Origin of the sequence: Amycolatopsis sp. NPDC004169, from assembly GCF_040610315.1 — a bacterium.
GTDB lineage: Bacteria > Actinomycetota > Actinomycetes > Mycobacteriales > Pseudonocardiaceae > Amycolatopsis.
In genome coordinates this window covers 48,812-69,735 of sequence record NZ_JBEXMD010000034.1, presented here as the reverse complement: position 1 = coordinate 69,735, position 20,924 = coordinate 48,812, and the positions used below count along the sequence as shown (strand labels likewise).

The following is a 20,924-nucleotide window of genomic DNA, read 5'->3' as shown; positions in this document are numbered from 1 at the left end:
GAATTTCACGAAGGAAAAGGTGCGCTGTGAAGGTGCTCGTCCTGAACGCCGGCTACGAGCCGCTGCAGACCGTGTCGGTCCCGCACGCGATCCGCATGCTCGTCCGGCACGTCGCCGAGATCCACGAGGCCGAGGAGGGCCTCGCGTACGGGCTGTTCCCGCGCCCGAAGATCGTGCGGTTGCTGCGGTACGTCGTCATGAAGTGGCGATATACGCAGCCGCCGCGCTGGTCCCGGCGCGGGGTGCTGGTCCGTGACGGGTACCGCTGCGCCTACTGCGGGCAGCGCGCGACCACGATCGACCACGTGACGCCGCTGAGCCGCGGCGGCGCCCGGACCGACTGGCTCAACACGGTCGCCGCGTGCGGCGGCACGGCCCGCAGCTGCAACGCCCGCAAGGCGGACAAGCTGCCGGGCGAGGCCGGGATGAAGCTGCGGTTCACGCCGTACGTCCCGGCGTGGGACCAGCTGCACCGGCCCGGCGCCTGAGCCCGGCCTGTCCGTCGCGCGTCGGCGGGCAGGCCGTTAGGCTCGAACCGATCGCTGCCCGCATCCGTGTGCTCTGGGGAAAGCCGGGGAGGTCGCGTGACCGACGCAGGAGAGCTGATCGCCGGGCGCTACCGGCTGGCCGAGCGGATCGGCCAGGGCTCGATGGGTGTCATCTGGCGCGCCCGCGACGAGCGGCTCGACCGGGTCGTCGCGGTCAAGCAGCTGGACTACGACGCCACCCTCGGGCCGGCCGCGAGCGCCCAGGCGAGCGCGCGCGCCCTGCGCGAAGCGCGGCTGACCGCGCGCCTGCGCCACCCGCACGCGATCACGGTGCACGACGTCGTCGAGGCGCCCGGCGGGCCCTACCTGGTGATGGAATACCTGCCGTCGCGCAGCCTGGCGGACATCCTGGCCGACCGCGAGACCCTGCCCGCCGAGGAGGTGGCGCGCATCGGCGCGCCGATCGCGTCCGCGCTCGCGGCCGCGCACGCCGAGGGGGTCGTGCACCGCGACGTCACCCCCGGCAACGTCCTGCTCGACGAGTCCGGCGTCGCGAAGATCGCCGACTTCGGCATCTCGCGGGCCACCGGCGAAGGCACCGTGACCGGGGGCGGGTTCATCGCCGGCACCCCCGCCTACCTCGCCCCGGAAGTCGCCGGAGGCGGCGAAGCCGGGTACCCGGCCGACGTCTTTTCCCTCGGGGCGACGCTCTACCGCGCGCTGGAGGGCACTCCCCCGTTCGGCAACGACGACAACGCGATCACGCTCCTGCTGCGCATCGCCAAGGAGGAGACCATCCCGCCGCGGCACCGCGGGCCGCTCGCCGAGGTGCTCACCCGCATGCTGCAGCGGGACCCGGACGCGCGCCCGGCCATGGCGGAGGTCCAGGAGCTGTTCGAAGCGGTCGCCGGCGGCCGTCCGCTGCCTGCGCCGCGCCCCCGGCCCCGGGCGGGAACCCGGCTGCTGCGCGTCCGCCGTCCGCGACGCCGGCTCGTTCTGGCGGGCGCCGCCGGGGCGGTCCTGCTGGCACTCGGCGTGGTGATCGGCACGGTGATCGTCCCGGACGGCACACCGGTGGCCGCACCGGTCGTCCCCTCCGCTCCCGCGGCACCGGCGAGCTCGAGCCCGCCGCCGACGACACCCGCCGACCTGGGCTGTGCCGCGCGTTACCAGGTGACGAACTCCTGGCCGGGCGGCTACCAGGTGGAGGTGACGGTGCGCAACGACCGCACCGCAGGCCTGTCCGGCTGGCGCGTGCGGTGGCAGCTGCCCGCCGGTCACCGCATCAGCGGCTTGTGGAACGGCACCTTCTCGGTCGATGGTTCCACCGTGACGGTCGAAAACGCCGCCTGGAACGCGAAGCTCGACGCGGACAAGACCACGACGTTCGGCCTGATCGCCCTGACGCAGAACGGAAGTGCCGACGCCCGTCCGGCGCTCACCTGCCGGACGCTCTGACCACGGGAGGCACCGTGACGTCCCACCACGTCCGGGACCGCCGCCGCTCCATCCACTTCGACGGCCGGACCGTCACCCTCAAGGTCGCCACGAAGGTGCTGGGCTTCCTCCCCGACGACAAGCCGCACCGGTTCCCGGTCGCGAAGCTCACCGACGTCAAGCACACCGAGGCGACCCGCGGGAAACCCGGCGAAGTCGTGTTCGTGACCCCGGACGCGCCCACGGAGGTCGTGGCGAACGTGCCGATGGGGTGCGACAAGCTGCCGGGCAACACCTTCCGCTACGGGTACGGCAAGCTGGCCCGCGTCAAGGCGTTCCTGGAAGCCGTCGAGCAAGCCCGGAAGAAGTGACTTCGCGCGCGGCCCGCTCCAGCCGGTCCAGTACCGCCAAGACATCCGGCCGCCGCGCCAGTCCCGCCCGCGTCACCGCGAACACCCTGCGGGTCAACGGTTCCCGCAGCGGGTGCAGGCTGACGCCGGGCGTTCCGGCGGGCAGCGCCATGGCGGGCACCAGCGCGACACCCGCGCCGGCGGCCGCGAGCGCGACCAGGACGGCGAAGTCCGCGGACTCCGCGGCGACCTCCGGCACGAAGCCGGCCGCACCGCAGGCCCGCTGGATCATCGCGTGGCAGGAGAGGTCGGCCGTCGGCACCAGCCACGGCCGGCCCGCGAACGCGGCCAGGTCCACCGGTTCGCCGTCGGCCGGCCCCGGCGAGGCCGGGTCGCGCGCCAGCAGCACCGGGTCGTCGAGCAGGGCCCGCTCGGCGAACCGCGGCGGGGTTTCCCGCGGCAGGAGCGAATAGCTGTGCACGACCGCCACGTCGACGTCCTGACGGCGCAGTGACTCGAGAGCGGCGTCGGGTTCCTGCTCGACCAGGCGCAGGGACACCGGTCCGGCCCAGGCGCGCGGCAGGAGCTGCCGGGCCGCGGAGGCGAAGGCCGCGACGCGGACCGTGCCGGTGCCGCCGTTCCCGGCCGCCGCGGCCAGCGCCGACTCCGCGGCGGCGAGGTCGTCGAGGATCACCTCGGCGTGCGAGAGCAGCAGCCGTCCGGCGGGGGTGAAGGCGAGCGTGCGGCCCCGCTTCTCCAGCAGCGGGACGCCGGCCTCGCGTTCGAGCGCGGCCAGGTGCTGCGAAACGGCGGGGCCGGTCAGGTGCAGGGCCGCGGCCGTCGCGGCCACGGTCCGGTGCTGGGCGAGCCCGTGCAGGACCCGCAGGCGACGCAGCTCCAACATGAAGTCCGGCTTTCCCATTGGGCAAGAAAGAGTAACTGGTACTTCGGCATCGTACCGCCGACGATGGACTGGTGAAGCTCAAAGCGACCGCAGCACTGGCCATCACCGTCGTCCTGTGGGCGTCGGCGTTCCCCGCGATCAAGGTGGGCCTGGACGGCTACGGCGTCGCCGGGTTGTCGTTCGCCCGGCTCGCGGTGGCGTCGGCCGTGCTGCTGCTCGCCGCCCCCGTGCTGGGCGTGCGCCGCCCGCGCCGCGCGGACCTGCCGGCGATCGCGGGCTGCGGGCTGGCCGGGATGAGCGCGTACCAGCTGCTGCTCAACTGGGGTGAGGTGCACGTGCCCGCGGGCACGGCGAGCCTGCTGGTCTCGGTGGCGCCGGTGTTCAGCGCGCTGCTCGCGGCCGCGTTCCTGGGCGAGCGGCTCACCGCGGCGAAGCTGCTGGGCAGCGCGGTCGCGCTCGGCGGCAGCGCGCTCATCGCCACCGGCGGCGGGCTGGGCTACTCGGGTGCGGCGTGGGCCGTGCTGGCCGCGGCCGCGGTCCAGGCGGTCTACCACCTCGGCAGCAAGCCGTTGCTGCGGCGCTACACCGGGCTCGAGGTCGCCTGTTACGCGATGTGGGCCGGGACGCTGTTCCTCGCGCCGCTCGCGCCCGATGCCGTACACGCCTTCGTGACGGCGCCGCCGGAAGCGACACTGGCCGTGGTGTTCCTCGGTGCGTTCCCGTCGGCGGCCGGGTTCGTCGCCTGGGGGTACGCGGTGGCCCGGCACTCGCTCACGGTCGCGACGGCCGCCCTCTACCTCGTTCCCGCGGTGGCGCTCGCGGTGGCCTTCGCCTGGCTCGGCGAGAGGCCGACCTGGGTGGACCTCGCGGGCGGCGCGCTCAGCGTCGCCGGAGTCGTCCTGATCAACGCCACTGTCCGTCGTTGGGCCGGTCAGGGTAATTCGCGGAAGATCGAGAACCCGGCTCAACGGCGGGGACCGCTGGCTCGTCGGTAGTGGTGATCAACCACCACACGGAGGTGCCAGTGCGAAGAAGTCTTTCGGTGCTCGCGGTCCTGCTCGCCGGTTCGGCGGGGCTCACCGGGCTCGCCCCGCCGGCGGCGGTGGCCGCCGAGCCGCCCTCGACCGTCACCCTGCCCACCGGCGACCGGGTGACCGTCCGGACCGCCCCGGACGGCCGGGACACCTTCGAAGTCCGGCCCGCCGCCGAAAAGGGGATGGCGCGGGCGCTGGTGCACCTGCGGCTCGGCGGCCGGGACTACGAGGTGCCCGGCACCGCCCTGCCCTACCTCGGGCGCGGGCTGGACCTGAGCCTGTTCGACGTCAAGGCGCTGCTGGCGGGTGCGAAGGTCCCGGTGGACACTGCGACCTTCGGCGCCGCGCTGGCCCGGCAGTTCAAGGAGGACAGCGCCCGCGGCCGGTTCGGCGGCCAGGGGCTGTTCGCGAACGGGGCCCGGTTCGCCCTCGCCGGGGCGCCGAAGCGGCAGGCCGCGCAGCCGCGTTCGGTGATGCGGACGGTGTCGGTCGACGCCACCGACATCGCGGGCAAGCCCGCCGACACCGGCATCGCGTTCCTCTACAACACCGACGACGGCAACACCCTCGCCCCGGACGAGAACTTCAACTACTTCTCCGGAGGGACGGCCAAGTTCAGCGTGCCGGACGGCCACTACAGCGCCCTCGGCGTGTTCTGGACGACCGACGCCGACGGCAACCCGACCGAGCTGCGGTTCAGCGCGCAGCCGGAGTTCGCGGTGACGGCGGATGCAGCCGTCCGCGTCGACGCCAAACGGGCGTCCAGCAAGCTGACCTGGGTGACGCCGCGGCCGGCGCTGCCGGACGACACCGGCTTCCTGTTCCGCCGGGCCGCCAGGACCGGACCGGCGCTGCTCGTCGACTTCGACGCCGGGCCCGGGGTGCCGATCGCGGTGTCGCCGACGAGCGTCCCGGTGCGCACCGGGGCGTTGCAGACCTACCCGTACAGCAGGCTGGTGTCCCCGCCCGGGCCGGGCACGCCGTACGAATACGTGCTGCAGAAGGCGACGATCGGCGTGATTCCGCAGCAGCGGTACGTGATCACCGCGAAGGACGTCGCCGCGGTGGACGCCACCTACTTCAGCGAGTACTCCTCGCTCGGCCTGCGCCAGCGCAGCGGCATGTTCACCTTCGAGGACGGCGGCGGCCGGCCGTCGCACCCGATCCAGCTGCCCCGGAAGCAGACCGAGTACGTCTCGGCGGGACCGGACCTCGAGTGGTTCGGCGGGATGTCGAAGTACGTGCTGCCCGGCCCTTTCCCCGGCTGGGCCGGCGGCCAGTACGAAGCGTTCCGCTCCTACCGGGGCGGCACGTCGGTCACCGAGGGCTGGAACCGCTTCCCGCTGCACCCCACGGGTGCGGTGGCGCTGCTGAGCGAGCCCACCGTCTCCACGCTGCCGGCCGCGACCCGGGCCGGTGACCTGCTGCGGTTCTCGTTCACGCCGTTCAGCGACAACGAGCCGGGCCACACCGGTTTCGGGTACTACGGCGAGGCACGGGACACCATCACCGGGCACTACCGGCTCACCCAGGACGGCACCACCCTCGCCGAGGGCTCACCGTCCGGTGGCTTCGAAGCCGCCTTCGAGCAGGAGGCCGGCGCGGGCCCGGCGACGCTGGGGCTCACGATCGACGCCGGGCGCACCGGACCGATGTACCACCAGAGCACCGCGAGCCACACCGAGTGGACGTGGAAGTCGCAGCACGTCGAGGGCGCGACGCTGCCGCCCGCGCTGTACTGCGCGCGCGGCGAAAACGGGCCGGACCGCACCTGCGCGGTCGAACCGCTGCTCACGCTGGGGTACGCGGTCGGCGGGCTGCGGCCGGACGGGTCCACGGTTGCGGGTCCGCAGAGCCTGGACCTCACGGTCGGGCACCTGCAGGCGAGCGCCGCCGCCCCGGTGACCGCCGCGACCGTGCAGTACTCGACCGACGGCACGACCTGGCAGGACGCGGCCGTCACCGCCCGCGGCGGCGGCGTCTTCCACGCGGACTTCGCCGCGGCCACGGAAGCGTTCCGCGGCCTCGACGTCTCCCTGCGCGTCACGGCGGCCGACGCCGCCGGGGCGACGATCACCGAGACCATCACCGACGCCTACCACGTGTACCTGTCATGAGGGGACTGTCCACAGTGAACGGAAGATGGCTGGTCGCGCTGGCCGCCGCGGTGACGTTCGCCGGTGCGGTGACGCCGGCCGCGAGTGCCGCGCCGGCACCCCGCGCGGCGTGCCCCGAGCAGGCGGGCGTCCTGCACTGCCTGACCACCTTCACGCCCGGCACGACCCGGGCAATGGCGGCCGGCTGGGGCGCCGACGACCTGGCGGCGGCCTACGGCCTGCCCGCGGCGCCGGGACCGGACACCGTCGTCGGCATCTCGATCGCCTTCGACGCGCCGAACCTGGAGGCCGACCTGGCCGCCTACCGGGCGCAGTACGGCCTGCCACCGTGCACGACGGCGAACGGCTGCTTCCGGAAGGTGAACCAGCAGGGTGCGGCGGCGCCGCTGCCGGAGGTCAGCCTCGGCTGGGCGCTGGAGTCCACATTGGACGTCTCGATGGTGTCGGCGGCCTGCCCGTCGTGCCGGATCCTGGTCGTGGAGGGCAACACGCCCGGGTTCGCGGACCTGGCCGAGACGGAGGACACCGCGGTGCGGCTCGGCGCGAAGGTCGTCTCGAACAGCTACGGCGCCCGGGAAGGCGGTGCGGCGCTGGCGTACGCGAGCCACTACCAGCACCCGGGGGTGACGGTGGTGGCCTCCTCCGGCGACAGCGGCTTCACGGCGGCGAGCTACCCCGCCGTCCTGGCCTCGACGGTCGCGGTCGGCGGGACGTCGCTGGCCCGCGACCCGGACGCCCCGCGCGGCTGGGCGGAGCAGGCCTGGACGTACGGCGGCAGCGGCTGTTCGGCCTACATCGCCAAGCCGAAGTGGCAGCGGGACACCCACTGCGGCAAGCGCACGGTCGCGGACGTGGCGGCGGCGGCCGAGGACCTCGCGGTCCACTACGCGGACGCAGGCGGCTGGCTGCCGGTCAGCGGCACGAGCGCGTCGGCGCCGTTCGTCGCGGGCCTGATCGGCCGGTCGGGGCACGCGGGAGCGGTCCAGCCCGCCGGCCTGTACGCGAACGCGGGCGCGTACACGGACGTGACCTCGGGAAACAACGACCCGGCCGGCGGCGGCAAGAAGTGCGGCGGCGACTACCTGTGCGTCGCGGGCCCCGGCTATGACGCCCCGACGGGCGTCGGCGTGCCGAACGGCCTGGCCGGCTTCTGATCACCGGATCCGAGCGGCTCTTTCCCGGCGCCGGACGTCCGGAAAGAGCCGTTCAGGCCGGTTCGCGCCCCGGACGGCACAACCCGCGCTCGTACGCCAGCAACCCCGCGCCCGTCCGGTGCGCGCACCCCAGTTTCCGCACCACTCTGGCCACGTGCTCCCGCACGACCGGCTCCGGCAGTTCCAGCCGCTCGGCGATCTCGGTGTTCGTCAGCGCCGCGCCCACCGCCGCGAGCACCTCCGTTTCCTTGGCCGACAGCCGGTCGACCGCCGCCAGCCGCTCGTCGCGGGGGCCGGACAGCCGGGTCGCCGCCGAGACCCACCGGCGGGAGGCGTCCGGGGAGAGCACGACGTGGCCATCCGCCGCCAGGCGGACCACCTTGACGACGTCCCGGCGCGGGGCCGACCGCAGCAGGAATCCCGATGCGCCGTCGCGGAGGGCGCGCAGGATGCCGGCGTCCGAATCGAACGTGGCCAGTGCCACCACCGCCGGCCGGTGGGGGAACTCCTCCGGCCGGCTCAGCCGCAGGTCCAGCAGCAGCACGTCCGGCAGCCGCCGGCGCAGCGTGACCCGGGCCGCCGCCGCGTCGGGGACCGCGCCGACCAGCTCGATGCCGTCCGCTTCGTCGAGGACGGTGCTCAGGCGGGCCCGCACCGCCGGGTCGCGCTCGGCCACCAGGACCCGGACCGGCGACGGGGCGAGCACCCCCTCAGTCCTTCGGCCGCAGGCGGATCAGCGGCAGGTCGGTCTTCGACGCCCCGACCAGGTCACGGCCGCCCGGGCCGCGCAGCCGCACCTCGCGGAACCGCACCGACGACAGCTGCGCGGCTTCGATCGGGTAGACGTCGCCGTAGCGCTTGATCTTCTCCACCAGTTCCTTGCCCAGCAGCTCGACGAGCCCGGCGTGCCGGGTCGCGCCGCCGCCCAGCGGCACGTCCAGCTGCTTGCGGACCTCGGGGAAGCGCTGGTCCAGCTCGACGGCCAGCTGGTGGATCGTGACGTACGCCCGGCCGAACTCCTCGGCGTCGGGACCCGGCGGGATCTCCTTCAGCACCTTGATGAGCTTGTCGTCCATCCCGAGCTTGTCCCACAACGTCACGTCTTGTTCCTCCGCTCCCGACCGCCGTTGGTCTACCAGAGGACCGGCACGCGGTCCACTCCCCCGGTGACACGGTTCGCCCGGATCCGGAGTTCATCGACGCCGACGGCCAGGCGCAACCCCGGGAACCGCCGGAACAGGGACCCGAACACGACCCGCAGTTCCGTGCGGGCGAGGCTGGCACCGATGCAGAACCAGCCGCCGTAGGCGAAGGAGACGTGCGAATTCGGCTTCCGCTCGGCGTCGAACGTCCCGGCGGCGGGGAACACCGCCGGGTCCCGGTTCGCGGCCCCGAGCGCCAGCACGACGGCGTCACCGCGGGCGATCGTCACGCCGCCGAGCTCGACGTCGTCGTGGGCGTACCGCAGGACGCCGAGCCCGCTCGGCGCGGCCAGCCGCAGGATCTCTTCGACGACGCCGTGCACCCGCCCCTCGGGGTCGGCGGCCAGCGCGTCCCGCCGGGCGAGGTCGGTGAGCAGGTAGAGCACGCCGAGGTCGATCCGGTTCGAGGTCGTCTCGTGCCCGGCGAACAACAGGCCCGCGGCGAGCCGGGCGACGTCGTCGTCGCCGAAGGAGGGATCGTCGGCCTGCGCGCGCACCATGTCCGAGACGACGTCCTGCCCGGGATCGCGCCGTTTGACGGCGGCGAGCCGGCTCATGTAGGCGGTGAACTCCTCGAACGCGGCGTCCGCGCCGCCCCCGATGTCCATCCGCCCCATCCGGTCCGAGAGCACCCGGAAGGTCTCCCGGTCTTCGGAGGGGACGCCGAGCAGCTCGCAGATGACCAGCACGGGCAGCGGGAACGACAGGTGTTCGTGCAGGTCGACGGGACCCTCGCCGTCACGAGCCTCCTCCATGGCGTCGAAGCAGCCGTCAGCGAGTTCCTGCACGTGCCCGGCGAGCCGCCGGATCCGGTTGGCGGAGAAGGCGGGCACGAGCATCCGCCGCATCCGCGCGTGCTCGGCGTGTTCGGTCTCGTGGTCACCTTGCGGCCGGCTGAGGATGGCGGCCTCCGAAAGCGCCGACGCCTCTTCGGGAGCGGGGTGCGACCGCCCGAACCGCGGATCGGTGAAGGCGGCCCGCACCTGCTCGAACCCGGTGACCAGCCACGCCGGATCCCCGGCGGGCGTGGTCACGGCGACCACCGGCCCCTGCCGGCGCAGCACCTCGAAGAGCGGAGCGATGTCCAGGACGTTGGGCCGTTCGAACGGCAGGTGCGGAGTTTCCGTGGTGGCGGTCATGGGTGTCTCCTCCCGAGTGCGCGGCCGAACGGCGCGGCACGGGCGGGCCGGTCACCGGCCGCTCCCCGGTCCCCCCGCGTTCCACGGTACTCAGGAACGGGGTGGTCGAGCCCCGGATGCGGGTTCGCCGCCCGATCGGGCCAGCGATGCGGCCCGGAGGACCGGAACTGTCGGTGCTCGCCGGTATCGTGGACAGCGGGGGCCGGAGGCCGAGCCCCGCGCCGTCCCCGAACTCCTACAGCAGCTTCCACGCCTGCGTCAGCGCCTCCCGCAGGATCTGCTCCATCTCGTCGAACTCCGCCTGGTCGCAGACCAACGGCGGCGACAGCTGCACCACCGGCTCCGCACGGTCATCGGCCCGGCAGTACAACCCGCCCTCGAACAGCGCCTCGGACAGGAACCCCCGCAGCACCCGCTCCGACTCCTCCGCCGAGAACGTCTCCTTGGTCGCCTTGTCCTTCACCAGCTCGATGCCGTAGAAGAACCCCGCCCCGCGCACGTCCCCGACGATCGGCAGGTCCAGCAGCCGGTCCAAAGTGGACCGGAAGGCGTCCTCCCGCCGCAGCACGTGGCCGTAGAGGTCCTCCCGCTCCATCAGGTCGAGGTTCGCCAGTGCCACCGCGCACGAAACCGGGTGCCCGCCGTAGGTCGACCCGTGCATGAACGTCGTCGCCCCGTGCGTGAACGGCTCCATCAGCCGCTCCGAAGCCAGCACCGCACCCAGCGGCGCGTACCCCGACGTCAACCCCTTCGCGGTGGTGATCATGTCCGGCTGGTAGCCGTACCGCTTGGCCGCGAAGTCGTACCCCACGCGGCCGAACGCGCAGATCACCTCGTCCGACACCAGCAGGACGTCGTGCCGGTCGCAGATCTCGCGGACCCGCGCGAAGTAGCCGGGCGGTGGCACGAAACACCCGCCGGTGTTCTGCACCGGCTCGAGGAACACCGCGGCGACGGTGTCCGCCCCTTCGAATTCGATAGCCTGCTCGATCTGGTCGGCGGCCCAGCGGCCGTAGGCCTCGTAGTCGCCGGCGTGCTCCGGTGCGCGGTAGAAGTTCGTGTTCGGCACGCGCAGGGTGCTCGGCACCAGCGGCTCGAAGTCCGCCTTCGCGCCCGGGATGCCGGTGATCGACAGCGCGCCCTGCGACGTCCCGTGGTAGGCCAGGGCGCGGCTGATCACCTTGTGCTTGCCCGGTTTCCCGACGAGCTTGAAGTACTGCTTCGCCAGCTTCCACGCCGTCTCGACCGACTCGCCGCCGCTCACGGTGAAGAACACGCGGTTCAGGTCGCCCGGCGACGCGGCCGCCAGCCGCGAAGCCAGCTCGATCGCCGTCGGGTGCGCGTGGCCCCACAGCGGGAAGTACGCGAGCTCCTTCGTCTGCCGGGCCGCGGCCTCGGCGAGTTCCTCGCGGCCGTGGCCGACCTGCACCGCGAACAGCCCGGCGAGCCCGTCGAGGTAGCGCTTGCCCCGGGCGTCCCAGATGTACGGGCCTTCGCCGCGCACGATCACCGGGACGTCGCTCTCGTCGTAGGCGGAGTGCCGGGTGAAGTGCATCCAGAGGTTGCTGCGGGCGGCTTGGGCGAGGCCGGCGGAAGTGGTCATGCCCCGGTTATCGCATGCGTCCACCCCGCAGCGCAAGCGATTCAGTCGTCCAGCCGAATTTAGTCGACTAATTCATGATCTCGAACTCGCCGCGGGCTTCGGATTTCGTCGTCACGGTCAGCGAGTACCCCACTGGTAGGTCTGTTTCCGCAGCTTGAGGTAGACCATCGCCTCCGCGTGCCGGACGCCGGGCAGCGCGCGGATCCGCGTCGAGATCAGCTGGAGCAGTGCCTCGTCGTCGGCGCAGACGGCCTCGCAGAGCAGGTCGTAGCGCCCGGCGCAGAGGATCACGTAGGCGATCTCGTCCATTTCGGCCAGTGCGTCGCCGACCGGTTCCAGCGGGCCGTCGACGGTGATCGCGATCATCGCCTGCCGGAACAGCCCGACCTGCAAGGGATCCGAGACCGCGACGATCTGGATGACGCCGGAGTCCGACAGGCGCTGCACCCGCTGCCGGACCGCCGCCTCGGACAGGCCGACGGCCTTGCCGATCGTCGCGTACGCGCGCCGCCCGTCCTCCTGCAGCTGCGCGATGATCTGCCGCGAGATGTCGTCGAGCACCGGCGGGGCGGGCCGGCCGGCGGTGTCCTGGCTGCTCACGCCCCGGATCATCCCCGACGCGGGTGATGCCAGGCAAACCCGCCACGCCTGTGACGATGAGTGACTGAATCCGAATGCCCCACCGCCGTCAGACAACTAAATCGGTCGTCATCCGGCCGTTGACAACACCGAATCGGTGCTGTTCCATCCGTCGCACCCTGCACCCCGGCCGGAGGGAACGCCCATGCCCCGCACTCCCGCCCCGCCCGACGTCGCCGGAGCCGCCGACGCCAAGACACCCCGCACGCTCACCCGGTCCATCGGCGTCGGCGGCGGCACGCTGCTGACGCTCAGCTGCGTGACACCGGCATCGTCCCTGTTCGTCCTCGTGCCCGGCCTGTTCGCCGACCTCGGCACTGGCACCGCGCTCGCCATCGCACTGGCGGTCCTGCTCTGCATCGGGATCGCCTTCTGCTACTCAGAGCTCGGGACGCTGGTGCCGAGCGCCGGTGGCGAGTACGCCATGGTGACGACGGTGGCGAACCGGTTCGCCGGCTGGCTGACGTTCATGCTGTCGTTCGTCGTCATCCTCGTGGTGCCGCCGATCATCGCGATCGGCGTCGCCGACTACCTCGCCGCCGTGGTCGACGTCAGCCCGGCGGTCGCCGGCGCGGTCGTCATGCTCGCCGGCACCGTGATGGGCCTGCTCAACCTCCGCTCCAACGCCTGGATCACCGGGATCTTCCTGGTCATCGAGATCGCCGCGATCTTCGTCGTGTCCCTGCTCGGCTTCACCCACACCACGCAGAGCCCGGCGGTGCTGGTCGAGCCCAGCCTCGGCACGAGCGGGATCGGGCTGATCGCCGTCGTCACCGGGCTCGCCGTCGCGTTGTTCGTGACGCAGGGCTTCAGCACCGCCGTCTACCTGGCCGAGGAGATGCGGGAGCCGCGGCGGACCGTCGCGCGGACGGTGTTCTGGACGCTCGGCATCAGCGCCGTCGTCATCCTGGTGCCGGTGGTGGCGATCACGCTGGCCGTGCCGGACACCGCCGCGCTGGCCGGCGTCGACCTGACCGCGCTGGTCACCGGCTGGAGCGGCAGCGCCGTCGGCGTGGCGATCAGCCTGTGCATCGCGGCGGCGATCGTCAACGCGGTGATCGTCATGGTCATCCAGAACTCGCGCGTGCTCTACGCCTCCGCCCGCGACCAGGCCTGGCCGACGCCGGTCAACCGCGCGATGAGCGTGGTGAGCGGGCGGTTCGGCGCGCCGTGGGTCGCGACGCTGGTGACCGGGCTGTCCGAGGCCGTCCTCTGCTTCGTGCCGGTGGAGACGCTGAGCGGCGTCACCGGGGTCGCCGTCGTCGCGCTCTACCTGAGCGTCGCGGCCGCCACGCTCGGTGCGCGCCGGGCCGCGCACCGGAAGCCGCACGTGTGGCGGATGCCGTTGTGGCCGCTCGTGCCCTCGCTGGCCGTCGCGGCGCTGGCCTACGTCCTGGTCGAGCAGAGCGCACTCGACCTCGGCATCACCGCCGGGGTGCTGGTGGTGTCGGCGCTGTACTGGTGGGGCTACCTGCGCCGGCGGCCCGGGCGGTGGGTCGTCACGGTGCCGCAGGAATAGCCACCACTCGATCGGGGTAATCCTCCCGCGCTCAACCTTCGGGGCCGGTCACCCGTATTGACCCCCGGCAGGTTCTTCGGCGAGGGGACGACGGATGCGCATGGTGCTCCTGCTCGGCGCGGTGCTGGTCACGGCGGCCTGTTCGGCGCCGCGCGGCACGACGCCGAGCCCGATCGCCGAGCCGGCGCCGCTGACCACGACGCCGGCCACCCCGACGACCACCACGACCACGCCGCCGCCCACGCCGCCGTGCGCCGTCACGACCGGCGCGTGCGTGAGCCTGGCGCAGCGGCTGGCCTGGCTGCTGCGCGACGGCCGGGTGGTCCGCGGCCCGGTCCCGGCCGGGTTCGGGCCACCCGACCAGGCGACGCCCGCGGGCTCGTTCCACGTCGTGTGGAAGGACCGCGAGCACCGCAGCAGCGAGTACGGCACCGACATGCCCAATTCGGTGTTCTTCGCCGCCGGCGGCATCGCCTTCCACGCCGGGCCGCTGGACGCGCCTTCGCACGGCTGCGTCCACCTGTCCGACGCGGATTCGGCGGCCTTCTTCGACGGGCTGAACGTCGGGGACGCGGTGCAGGTCTTGTAGGCTCCTTCCCCGTTGGACACCGACACCGTCGTTTCCCGGCTGCGCGCCGCGGGCTGCGTGTTCGCCGAGGACGAGGCCGACCTCCTCGTCGCCGCCGCCACGACCCCCGCGGAACTCGGCGCGCTCGTCGAACGGCGGGTCGCCGGGCTGCCGCTGGAACACCTGCTGGGCTGGGCCGAGTTCCACGGCCTGCGCATCACCGTGCGGCCGGGGGTGTTCGTGCCGCGGCACCGCACCGGGTTCCTGGTCGACGTCGCCGTCTCGCTCGCTCCGCCGGATCCCGTGGTGCTCGACCTGTGCTGCGGTTCCGGGGCGCTGGGTGCCGCCTTCGCCGCCGCTCGCCGGCCGAGTGAGCTGCACGCCGCCGACGTCGAGCCCGCCGCGGTTTCGTGCGCGCGGCTGAACCTCCCCCTTGCCCGGGTCCACCAAGGCGATCTTTACGACGCACTGCCGTCGTCCCTGCGCGGCCGGGTCTCCGTGCTCTTGGCGAACGTGCCGTACGTGCCTTCGGACGCCGTGGCGACGATGCCGCCGGAAGCGCGCCTGCACGAGCCGCTGGTGGCGCTCGACGGCGGGGCGGACGGCCTGGACCTCGCCCGGCGCGTCGCCGCGGGCGCGCCGGAGTGGCTCGCGCCGGGTGGGACGCTGCTGATCGAATCGAGCGAGCGGCAGGCTCCGGTGCTCGCGGAAATCCTTGCTGCCGCGGGGTTGTCACCACGGGTGCACTCCTGCGACGACCTGGGCGCGACCGTCGTGACCGGTACCGCGAAATCGTGACCTCACGTTCCGGCCCTCCCGGACGTCTACCTGGTGTGATCGCGAAACCGTTCGAGCAAGTCGTGACCGAGCACGGGCCGATGGTCCTCCGGGTCTGCCGGGCCGTGCTCGGGAAGGCCGACGCCGAAGACGCCTGGTCGGAGACCTTCCTGGCCGCGTTGAAGGCGTACCCCGAGCTGCCCGCGGACGCGAACGTCCAGGCGTGGCTGGTCACGATCGCGCACCGCAAGGCCATCGACGTCACCCGCGCGCAGGCCCGCGGCCCCGTCCCGGTCGAGGAGGTCCCGGACCGGCCGGGCCGCGCGGAGGGGTGGAACGGCGATCTGTGGGACGCGCTGGCGAGGTTGCCGGAGAAGCAGCGCCTCGCCGTCGCCTACCACTACGTGGCCGGGCTGCCGTACCGCGAAATCGCGGAGATCACCGGCGGCACCACCGAAGCGGCCCGCCGCGCGGCCGCCGACGGCGTCAGGACACTGCGGGCGAGCTACCCCCTGGAAGGAGCGCACTCATGATCGACATGTTCCAGTTCTTCGGGGACGAGGTCCTGCTCGACTCGCGGGTGCTGCACGAGCGGCTCGTCACCGACGCCGCGCGTGAGGGCCTGCTGGACGTCGCCTACCACACGGTCGACTCCCCGGTCGGGCCCCTGCTGCTGGCGGCAACCGAGCAGGGCCTGGTGAAGGTGGCTTTCGACCGCCAGGGCCACGACGCCGCGCTGGCCGAACTGGCGGCGGTCATCAGCCCCCGGATCCTCCGGGCCCCGTCCCGCTTCGACCCGCTGGCCCGCCAGCTCGACGAGTACTTCGCCGGCGAGCGGCAGGCTTTCGACGTCCCACTGGACCTCCGCCTGGCCCGCGGCTTCCGCCGGGCCGTGCTGGAGCACCTGACCGACATCGAGTACGGCCGAACGGAAAGCTACGCCCAGGTAGCAGCGGCGGCGGGAAGCCCCAAGGCGGTCCGCGCGGTGGGCACGGCATGCGCACTCAACCCGGTACCGGTGGTCCTGCCATGCCACCGCGTCGTCCGCTCGGACGGCTCGTACGGCCAGTACGCGGGCGGTGAGGAAGCCAAGCGGATCCTCCTGACCATGGAGGCAGCGTGATCACCACACCACCACCGCCGACGGCGCTCCCTGGGCACCGCATCGCCACGCTCGGCGGCCAGTGCACCCACCTGAAGCCGACCGCACCGACCGAGGAAGCAGCGTGACTACCTTCGAAGAGCGCGTCGCCGGGGCCGATTGGGCCGCGGTGGCCGCCGAGGTCGATGACTACGGCTGCGCGCTCCTGCCGCAATTGCTGACCCCCGCCGAGTGCGCGCGGCTGGTCGCGCTATGGGACGAGCCGTCGCGCTTCCGGGCGACCGTCAACCTGCGCCGTCACCGGTTCGGGGACAACGGTGACTACCACTACTTCGCTTCGCCCTTCCCCGAGCCGGTGCAGCGACTCCGCCAGGCGCTCTACCCGCGGCTGCTGCCGATCGCGCAGGACTGGGCCGCGCGTCTCGGCCGCGAGGCCGAGTGGCCGTCCACTTTGGACGAGTGGCTGGCGGTCTGCCACGCCGCGGGCCAGCGGCGGCCGACACCGATCCTGCTGCGCTACGAGACCGGCGGCTGGAACGCGCTGCACCGGGATCTCTACGGCGACAAGGTGTTCCCGCTCCAGGTGGTGATCAACCTCAACGACCCGGGCACCGACCACACGGGCGGCGAGTTCCTGCTGGTGGAGCAGCGGCCGCGCGCGCAGTCCCGCGCCACCGCCACGCTCGTCCCGCAGGGGCACGGCCTGGTGTTCACCACCCGCGACAGGCCGGTCCGCTCGGCCCGCGGCTGGTCGGCAGCTCCGGTACGCCACGGCGTGTCGCTGGTCCGGTCGGGCCGCCGACACACGCTCGGCCTCGTGTTCCACGACGCGGCATGACCTCGCTCGAACTCGAAGCGCTGCTGGGCCTGCTCGGCCACGCCCGGCACATCGTGATCGGCACGGATTCCTCGTCACGGCCGGACGCCGCCCGGATCGCCGAGGCGTGGGGCGGCCCGGTGCTGGCGACCGTGACTTGGCCCGAGACGGCGGCGTCGTGGCTGCGCCAGGCCCGCCGCTTCGCAACGCCGGAGCCGGAGGCGTGGGTGGTCAGCGCCACCCCGGCAGGCTGGGCAGGCATGGCGCGGCGCCTGCTCCTGTCGACGGCCTGGAGCCCGCACCGGACGTTCGCGACGGCCGCCCTGGCCGGCTACCCCCTTCCCGGCCTGCGTGGTGCGCACGCGGACGGCACAACCTGGGAGACCCGATGAAGCACGCAGTACTGGATTCCCCGATCGGCCCCCTGACCGTGGTCGGCGACCGAGCAGCCGTGACCGGCCTGTACTTCCCGAACCACTGGCCCCGCCCGGACCGCACGACATTCGGCGACCGCGACGACTCGGCGTTCCCCGAGGCGGCCCGCCAACTGAAGGAGTACTTCGCAGGCCAGCGCACGACGTTCGACGTCCCGCTGCAGGCGTCCGGTCCCGATTTCGACCGTGCGGTGTGGACGGAGATCGCGTCGATCCCCTACGGAACCACGAAAACGTATGGCGACCTCGCGCGCACGGTGAAGGCACTGCCCCACGAGGTCGGCGCGGCGGTGGGCCGCAACCCGCTGAGCATCCTGGTGGCGTGCCACCGCGTCGTCGGCAAGGGCGGAAAGCTGACGGGCTACGCGGGCGGCATCCCGCGCAAGCAGTTCCTCCTGGACCTGGAGCGCCCACCGGCCTCGGCACTGTGGTGATCAAACCCGGCTGAGCAGCATGCCGAGGCCGAGCCCGGTCATGGTCACGGCGATCACGACATCCAGCACCCGCCACGCCACCGGCTTGGCGAACACACCGGCCAGCCGTTTGGCCCCGAACCCGAGAGCACTGAACCAGACGGCACTGGCCACCCCGGCCCCCACCCCGAAAACCCACCGCCCATCCCCATGAGCGACGGCAACCGAGCCGAGCAGCAGAACGGTGTCGAGGTAGACGTGCGGATTGAGCCAGGTGAAGCCGACACAAGCAAGAACGGCCTTCCGCAAGGAGGTCCGCTCCTCCCCCAGGGTCATGACCGAAGGCCGCAACGCCCGCCGCGCGGCCATCGCCCCGTAAGCGAGCAGGAAGAGCCCACCCCCGACGGCAACAACCCCGATGGCGGTCGGCCACCGCTCCAGAACAGCGCCAACCCCGCTGACCCCCAGCCCGATCAGCACCAGATCGGAGACAGCACAGATGACAACCAGCGGAGCCACGGCGCCACCGCGCAGGCCTTGCTGAAGGAGAAAGGCGTTCTGGGAGCCGATCGCCACGATGAGCGAGAGGCCGGTCCCGAACCCGGCCAGGAGGAGAGGCAGCACCCCGCCACCGTATGAGCGGGCAGAGCGTTACTCCAGCTAAAGATTCTTACGCAACATTAGCGATCGTGATGGTGCGTAGATCGAGGTCCGTGGACGCCAACCGCAGGCTTACGTCGTCGCCGCGGGGTAGTCGTCCACGCCGTGTTCCACCAGGTCGAAGGCCTGGTCGATCACCGCGACCTGCTCCCGCCGGACCACCTCCGCGTCATCTCCCGCCACGATGCGGCCCATCGCGTGGGCGAACACCGTCGTGATCGCCGTCGTCAGCAGGTTCGCCACCATCCGAGACCGGAACACCTCGCCCGTCTCCTCCAGCAACAACGCCGCGAACGCATCCGCGATCTCCCTCTCCTGCTCGTACCACCGGGCCATCAACGCCGGGCTCGACGTCAGCACCCACCAGAACCCCGGGCCGCCCGCGATGGCGCCCGACAACGGGTGCCCCGAAGCCAACAGCGAGTGCTGGTGACGGCGCAACGCTTCGCACGGCGACACTCCGGCCGGCCGGGAGCGGACCACCTCGGTCAGCTCCGCCAGGCGGTCCGCGTGGCGGTCGAGGAACAGGTCCTCCTTGCGCGGGAAGTAGTTGAACACCGTCATCTTCGACACGCCCGCCGCTTCGGCTATCTCCGCCACCGTCACCTCCTCGAAGCCCCTCTCGATGAACAAGCCAGTGGCCACGTTCGAGATCAGCAGGCGCGTGGCCTGCTTCTTCCGCTCGCGCAGTCCGGGGTCAGCCATGAGCAAAGAGTATAGACCGAGCCCAAAGTTTGACTCGGTAAAAGTTTCCGTGCATCATCGGGGCCATGAACAGGGATGTGGTGATCTCCGGGGGCGGACCGGTCGGCTTGATGCTGGCCTGTGAACTGAAGCTGGCGGGCGTGGACGTGCTCGTCGTCGAACGGCTGCCCGAGCCGGACCAGACGATCAAGGCGGGGTCGGTCAACCTGACCACCGCCGAAGCCTTCTACCGGCGGGGGCTGCTGCCCGCCATGGACGCCGTCGTGCAGCAGAACTTCGCGCAGATCCAGAAGTTCCTCGAATCCCGGGGCGGCGGGGGCCCGAAGGCCGTTCCGGTCGGGCACTTCGCCGGGATCATGGTGACGTCGAACGGGGTCGACTTCGACGATCCCGCCTTCCGGGACGTCGGGCCCGCGGCCCGGGTGGTCGTCATCCAGCAGCAGGCCGTCGAGGCGATCCTCGCCGAGCGCGCCGCCGAACTGGGGGTCGAGGTCCGGCGCGGGGTCGAGCTCACCGGGTTCGACGCCGACGCCGACGGCGTCACCGTGCACCTCTCCGGCACCGGATCCGTGCGGGCCGGGTGGCTCGTCGGGTGCGACGGCGGCCGCAGCCGGGTGCGGAAGCTGGCCGGGTTCGACTTCCCCGGGACCGATCCGGCCATCACCGGGCGGCAGGCGATGGCCGAGCTGACCGGCGCGGACGCGCTGCCCGCCGGGTGGCAGCACGGCACCGGCGGGCTCTACGTCCACGGCCCGACGCCCGGCCGGTTCCTCACCGTCGAGTTCGACGGGCCGCCCGAGGACCGGGACGCGCCGATCACCGCACAGGAACTCGAGGACAGCTTCCGGCGGGTGTCCGGGGCCGACGTCCGGGTGACGAAGGTGCACAGCGCCACCCGCTTCACCGACAACGCCCGCCAGGCGGCCACTTACCGCCAGGGCCGCGTGCTGCTGGCCGGCGACGCCGCGCACGTCCACTCCCCCTTCGGCGGCCAAGGCCTCAACCTCGGCATCGGCGACGCGGTCAACCTCGGCTGGAAGCTCGCCGCGACGGTCCACGGCTGGGCGCCCGACGGCCTGCTCGACACCTACACGACCGAGCGGCACCCGATCGGCGAGTGGGTCCTCGAGTGGACCCGGGCGCAGGTCGCGCTGATGCGCAGCGACGTGCGGACCAAGGCGCTGCGGCAGGTCGTCACCGATCTGCTGGCCACCGGCGACGGCGCGACCTACCTGGCCAAGAAGCTCTCCGGCGTGCTGCACCGCTACCCGATCGACGGCGAGCACGACCTCACCGGCCGCGCGGCGCCCGACTTCGCCTTCGCCGACGGCACCCGGCTCGGCGAGCGCCTCCACGACGGCAAGGCGCTGCTGCTCGACCTGGCCGACAACCCCGGCCTGCGCGAGACGGCGGGTCGCTGGTCCGAGCGCGTGAACGTGCTGACGGCGAAGTGCGACAGCGAGCCGGCCCTGACCGGCGTGCTGGTCCGGCCGGACGGCCACATCGCCTGGGCCCGCGAGGACGGTACGACGACCGGCATCGAGGCGTCGCTGCACCGGTGGTTCGGCGCGCCCGCCTGACAGGATGGGCGGGTGATCGAACTCCACCCGCCCATCCGGCGACGTCGTTGCGGCACAACACGACCGACCGCGGCGCCGGGCATTTTTTCCCGAGGCGCGGCAACGCTTCCGCGACTTACCGGGTACCCCTGGAAGTCCATAGTGGACCGCCGGACGACGCGCGCTGCTGGCGTTCGTCCGGCTCACCACGCCGGCTGGTTCGAGGAAGGCGCGGTGATCCGCGGCGCCGGACGCTTGGCGAGCATCCCCGGGTGCTCATCCACGGCCGCTCGACCGGTTCGC

23 protein-coding genes are annotated in these 20,924 nt (G+C 72.6%); 15 read left to right on the top strand and 8 right to left on the bottom strand.

The features are described 5' to 3' along the window. Positions 1 to 26 precede the first annotated feature (26 nt). From ABZX11_RS34885 to ABZX11_RS34875, 3 genes are all read left to right on the top strand, one after another. Positions 27 to 488, top strand: a complete 462-nt coding sequence (locus ABZX11_RS34885) for an HNH endonuclease (RefSeq protein WP_176170002.1) — start codon at positions 27 to 29, stop codon at positions 486 to 488. 96 nt (positions 489 to 584) lie between these two features. After that, positions 585 to 1,946, top strand: coding sequence for a protein kinase (locus tag ABZX11_RS34880; RefSeq protein WP_354921267.1), 1,362 nt, complete (start codon positions 585 to 587; stop codon positions 1,944 to 1,946). Positions 1,947 to 1,960: 14 nt separating this feature from the next. Further along, the gene (locus ABZX11_RS34875) at positions 1,961 to 2,296 is read left to right on the top strand and encodes a hypothetical protein (protein WP_176170004.1); all 336 of its coding nucleotides are present in this window, start codon (positions 1,961 to 1,963) and stop codon (positions 2,294 to 2,296) included. On the opposite strand, the gene ABZX11_RS34870 is transcribed toward ABZX11_RS34875, so the two are convergent. After that, positions 2,253 to 3,197: a LysR family transcriptional regulator gene (locus ABZX11_RS34870; RefSeq protein WP_354921263.1), complete on the bottom strand. Its 945-nt coding sequence runs from the start codon at positions 3,195 to 3,197 to the stop codon at positions 2,253 to 2,255. The two genes, ABZX11_RS34875 and ABZX11_RS34870, sit on opposite strands and share 44 nt — an antisense overlap. Before the next feature lie 53 nt (positions 3,198 to 3,250). Between ABZX11_RS34870 and ABZX11_RS34865 the strand changes: the two genes are divergently transcribed. From ABZX11_RS34865 to ABZX11_RS34855, 3 genes are read left to right on the top strand one after another with little or no spacing between them, the layout of a single operon-like run. Further along, positions 3,251 to 4,174 (top strand): DMT family transporter, encoded by a 924-nt coding sequence (locus ABZX11_RS34865; RefSeq protein ID WP_354921260.1) that lies wholly within the window; start codon positions 3,251 to 3,253, stop codon positions 4,172 to 4,174. Between the two features lie 29 nt (positions 4,175 to 4,203). Continuing rightward, on the top strand, positions 4,204 to 6,330 hold the full coding sequence (locus ABZX11_RS34860; protein ID WP_354921257.1) for a hypothetical protein: 2,127 nt from the start codon (positions 4,204 to 4,206) through the stop codon (positions 6,328 to 6,330). Positions 6,331 to 6,344: 14 nt separating this feature from the next. After that, positions 6,345 to 7,484, top strand: a complete 1,140-nt coding sequence (locus ABZX11_RS34855) for a S8 family serine peptidase (protein ID WP_354921254.1) — start codon at positions 6,345 to 6,347, stop codon at positions 7,482 to 7,484. A 52-nt stretch (positions 7,485 to 7,536) separates the two neighbouring features. Here the strand turns inward: ABZX11_RS34855 and ABZX11_RS34850 are convergent, their stop codons facing one another. The 5 genes from ABZX11_RS34850 to ABZX11_RS34830 form a co-directional block, all read right to left on the bottom strand. Then, on the bottom strand, positions 7,537 to 8,190 hold the full coding sequence (locus ABZX11_RS34850; protein WP_354921251.1) for a response regulator transcription factor: 654 nt from the start codon (positions 8,188 to 8,190) through the stop codon (positions 7,537 to 7,539). A gap of 4 nt (positions 8,191 to 8,194) precedes the next feature. Further along, a complete protein-coding gene (locus ABZX11_RS34845) occupies positions 8,195 to 8,584 on the bottom strand; it encodes a hypothetical protein (RefSeq protein WP_176170008.1) in 390 nt (129 codons plus the stop codon). Positions 8,585 to 8,616: 32 nt separating this feature from the next. Continuing rightward, the gene (locus ABZX11_RS34840; RefSeq protein ID WP_354921247.1) at positions 8,617 to 9,825 is read right to left on the bottom strand and encodes a cytochrome P450; all 1,209 of its coding nucleotides are present in this window, start codon (positions 9,823 to 9,825) and stop codon (positions 8,617 to 8,619) included. A 235-nt stretch (positions 9,826 to 10,060) separates the two neighbouring features. After that, entirely contained in the window at positions 10,061 to 11,428 is a 1,368-nt protein-coding gene (locus ABZX11_RS34835) for an aspartate aminotransferase family protein (protein WP_354921244.1), read from the bottom strand. A gap of 117 nt (positions 11,429 to 11,545) precedes the next feature. After that, positions 11,546 to 12,040 (bottom strand): Lrp/AsnC family transcriptional regulator, encoded by a 495-nt coding sequence (locus tag ABZX11_RS34830; protein ID WP_176170011.1) that lies wholly within the window; start codon positions 12,038 to 12,040, stop codon positions 11,546 to 11,548. 172 nt (positions 12,041 to 12,212) lie between these two features. Here ABZX11_RS34830 and ABZX11_RS34825 point away from each other — a divergent pair, with 172 nt between their 5' ends. The 8 genes from ABZX11_RS34825 to ABZX11_RS34790 all read left to right on the top strand — a co-directional run bounded on the left by ABZX11_RS34825 (position 12,213) and on the right by ABZX11_RS34790 (position 17,718). Next, positions 12,213 to 13,586 (top strand): APC family permease, encoded by a 1,374-nt coding sequence (locus ABZX11_RS34825; RefSeq protein ID WP_354921241.1) that lies wholly within the window; start codon positions 12,213 to 12,215, stop codon positions 13,584 to 13,586. Positions 13,587 to 13,680: 94 nt separating this feature from the next. Next, a complete protein-coding gene (locus ABZX11_RS34820) occupies positions 13,681 to 14,175 on the top strand; it encodes a L,D-transpeptidase (RefSeq protein WP_354921238.1) in 495 nt (164 codons plus the stop codon). 12 nt (positions 14,176 to 14,187) lie between these two features. Continuing rightward, on the top strand, positions 14,188 to 14,952 hold the full coding sequence (locus ABZX11_RS34815) for a putative protein N(5)-glutamine methyltransferase (protein ID WP_354921235.1): 765 nt from the start codon (positions 14,188 to 14,190) through the stop codon (positions 14,950 to 14,952). 35 nt (positions 14,953 to 14,987) lie between these two features. Further along, a complete protein-coding gene (locus tag ABZX11_RS34810) occupies positions 14,988 to 15,464 on the top strand; it encodes a sigma-70 family RNA polymerase sigma factor (RefSeq protein ID WP_176170014.1) in 477 nt (158 codons plus the stop codon). Further along, complete coding sequence (locus ABZX11_RS34805; protein ID WP_354921232.1) at positions 15,461 to 16,054, top strand: methylated-DNA--[protein]-cysteine S-methyltransferase; 594 nt, start codon at positions 15,461 to 15,463, stop codon at positions 16,052 to 16,054. The genes ABZX11_RS34810 and ABZX11_RS34805 overlap by 4 nt, the downstream gene beginning before the upstream one ends. Positions 16,055 to 16,157: 103 nt before the next feature. Beyond that, positions 16,158 to 16,871, top strand: a complete 714-nt coding sequence (locus ABZX11_RS34800; protein ID WP_354921229.1) for a 2OG-Fe(II) oxygenase — start codon at positions 16,158 to 16,160, stop codon at positions 16,869 to 16,871. Further along, positions 16,868 to 17,242 (top strand): hypothetical protein, encoded by a 375-nt coding sequence (locus ABZX11_RS34795; RefSeq protein WP_354921226.1) that lies wholly within the window; start codon positions 16,868 to 16,870, stop codon positions 17,240 to 17,242. The genes ABZX11_RS34800 and ABZX11_RS34795 overlap by 4 nt, the downstream gene beginning before the upstream one ends. Continuing rightward, on the top strand, positions 17,239 to 17,718 hold the full coding sequence (locus tag ABZX11_RS34790) for a methylated-DNA--[protein]-cysteine S-methyltransferase (RefSeq protein ID WP_354921223.1): 480 nt from the start codon (positions 17,239 to 17,241) through the stop codon (positions 17,716 to 17,718). Before ABZX11_RS34795 ends, ABZX11_RS34790 begins: the two co-directional genes overlap by 4 nt. Here the strand turns inward: ABZX11_RS34790 and ABZX11_RS34785 are convergent, their stop codons facing one another. Next, positions 17,719 to 18,321 carry a LysE/ArgO family amino acid transporter gene (locus ABZX11_RS34785; RefSeq protein ID WP_176170018.1) on the bottom strand — a complete coding sequence of 201 codons (603 nt, stop codon included), beginning with the start codon at positions 18,319 to 18,321 and terminating at the stop codon, positions 17,719 to 17,721. 108 nt (positions 18,322 to 18,429) lie between these two features. Continuing rightward, positions 18,430 to 19,062: a TetR/AcrR family transcriptional regulator gene (locus ABZX11_RS34780; RefSeq protein ID WP_354921219.1), complete on the bottom strand. Its 633-nt coding sequence runs from the start codon at positions 19,060 to 19,062 to the stop codon at positions 18,430 to 18,432. A gap of 65 nt (positions 19,063 to 19,127) precedes the next feature. Between ABZX11_RS34780 and ABZX11_RS34775 the strand changes: the two genes are divergently transcribed. Beyond that, entirely contained in the window at positions 19,128 to 20,642 is a 1,515-nt protein-coding gene (locus ABZX11_RS34775) for an FAD-dependent monooxygenase (RefSeq protein ID WP_354921216.1), read from the top strand. Positions 20,643 to 20,924: the final 282 nt, after the last annotated feature.

Excerpts from the sequence above, each read along its gene's own strand:
- ABZX11_RS34870 (WP_354921263.1), bottom strand. The coding sequence starts at position 3,197 with ATGGGAAAGCCGGACTTCATGTTGGAGCTGCGTCGCCTGCGGGTCCTG.
- ABZX11_RS34840 (WP_354921247.1), bottom strand. The coding sequence starts at position 9,825 with ATGACCGCCACCACGGAAACTCCGCACCTGCCGTTCGAACGGCCCAAC.
- ABZX11_RS34835 (WP_354921244.1), bottom strand. The coding sequence starts at position 11,428 with ATGACCACTTCCGCCGGCCTCGCCCAAGCCGCCCGCAGCAACCTCTGG.
- ABZX11_RS34830 (WP_176170011.1), bottom strand. The coding sequence starts at position 12,040 with ATGATCCGGGGCGTGAGCAGCCAGGACACCGCCGGCCGGCCCGCCCCG.
- ABZX11_RS34825 (WP_354921241.1), top strand. The coding sequence starts at position 12,213 with ATGCCCCGCACTCCCGCCCCGCCCGACGTCGCCGGAGCCGCCGACGCC.
- ABZX11_RS34820 (WP_354921238.1), top strand. The coding sequence starts at position 13,681 with ATGCGCATGGTGCTCCTGCTCGGCGCGGTGCTGGTCACGGCGGCCTGT.
- ABZX11_RS34805 (WP_354921232.1), top strand. The coding sequence starts at position 15,461 with ATGATCGACATGTTCCAGTTCTTCGGGGACGAGGTCCTGCTCGACTCG.
- ABZX11_RS34795 (WP_354921226.1), top strand. The coding sequence starts at position 16,868 with ATGACCTCGCTCGAACTCGAAGCGCTGCTGGGCCTGCTCGGCCACGCC.
- ABZX11_RS34790 (WP_354921223.1), top strand. The coding sequence starts at position 17,239 with ATGAAGCACGCAGTACTGGATTCCCCGATCGGCCCCCTGACCGTGGTC.
- ABZX11_RS34780 (WP_354921219.1), bottom strand. The coding sequence starts at position 19,062 with ATGGCTGACCCCGGACTGCGCGAGCGGAAGAAGCAGGCCACGCGCCTG.
- ABZX11_RS34775 (WP_354921216.1), top strand. The coding sequence starts at position 19,128 with ATGAACAGGGATGTGGTGATCTCCGGGGGCGGACCGGTCGGCTTGATG.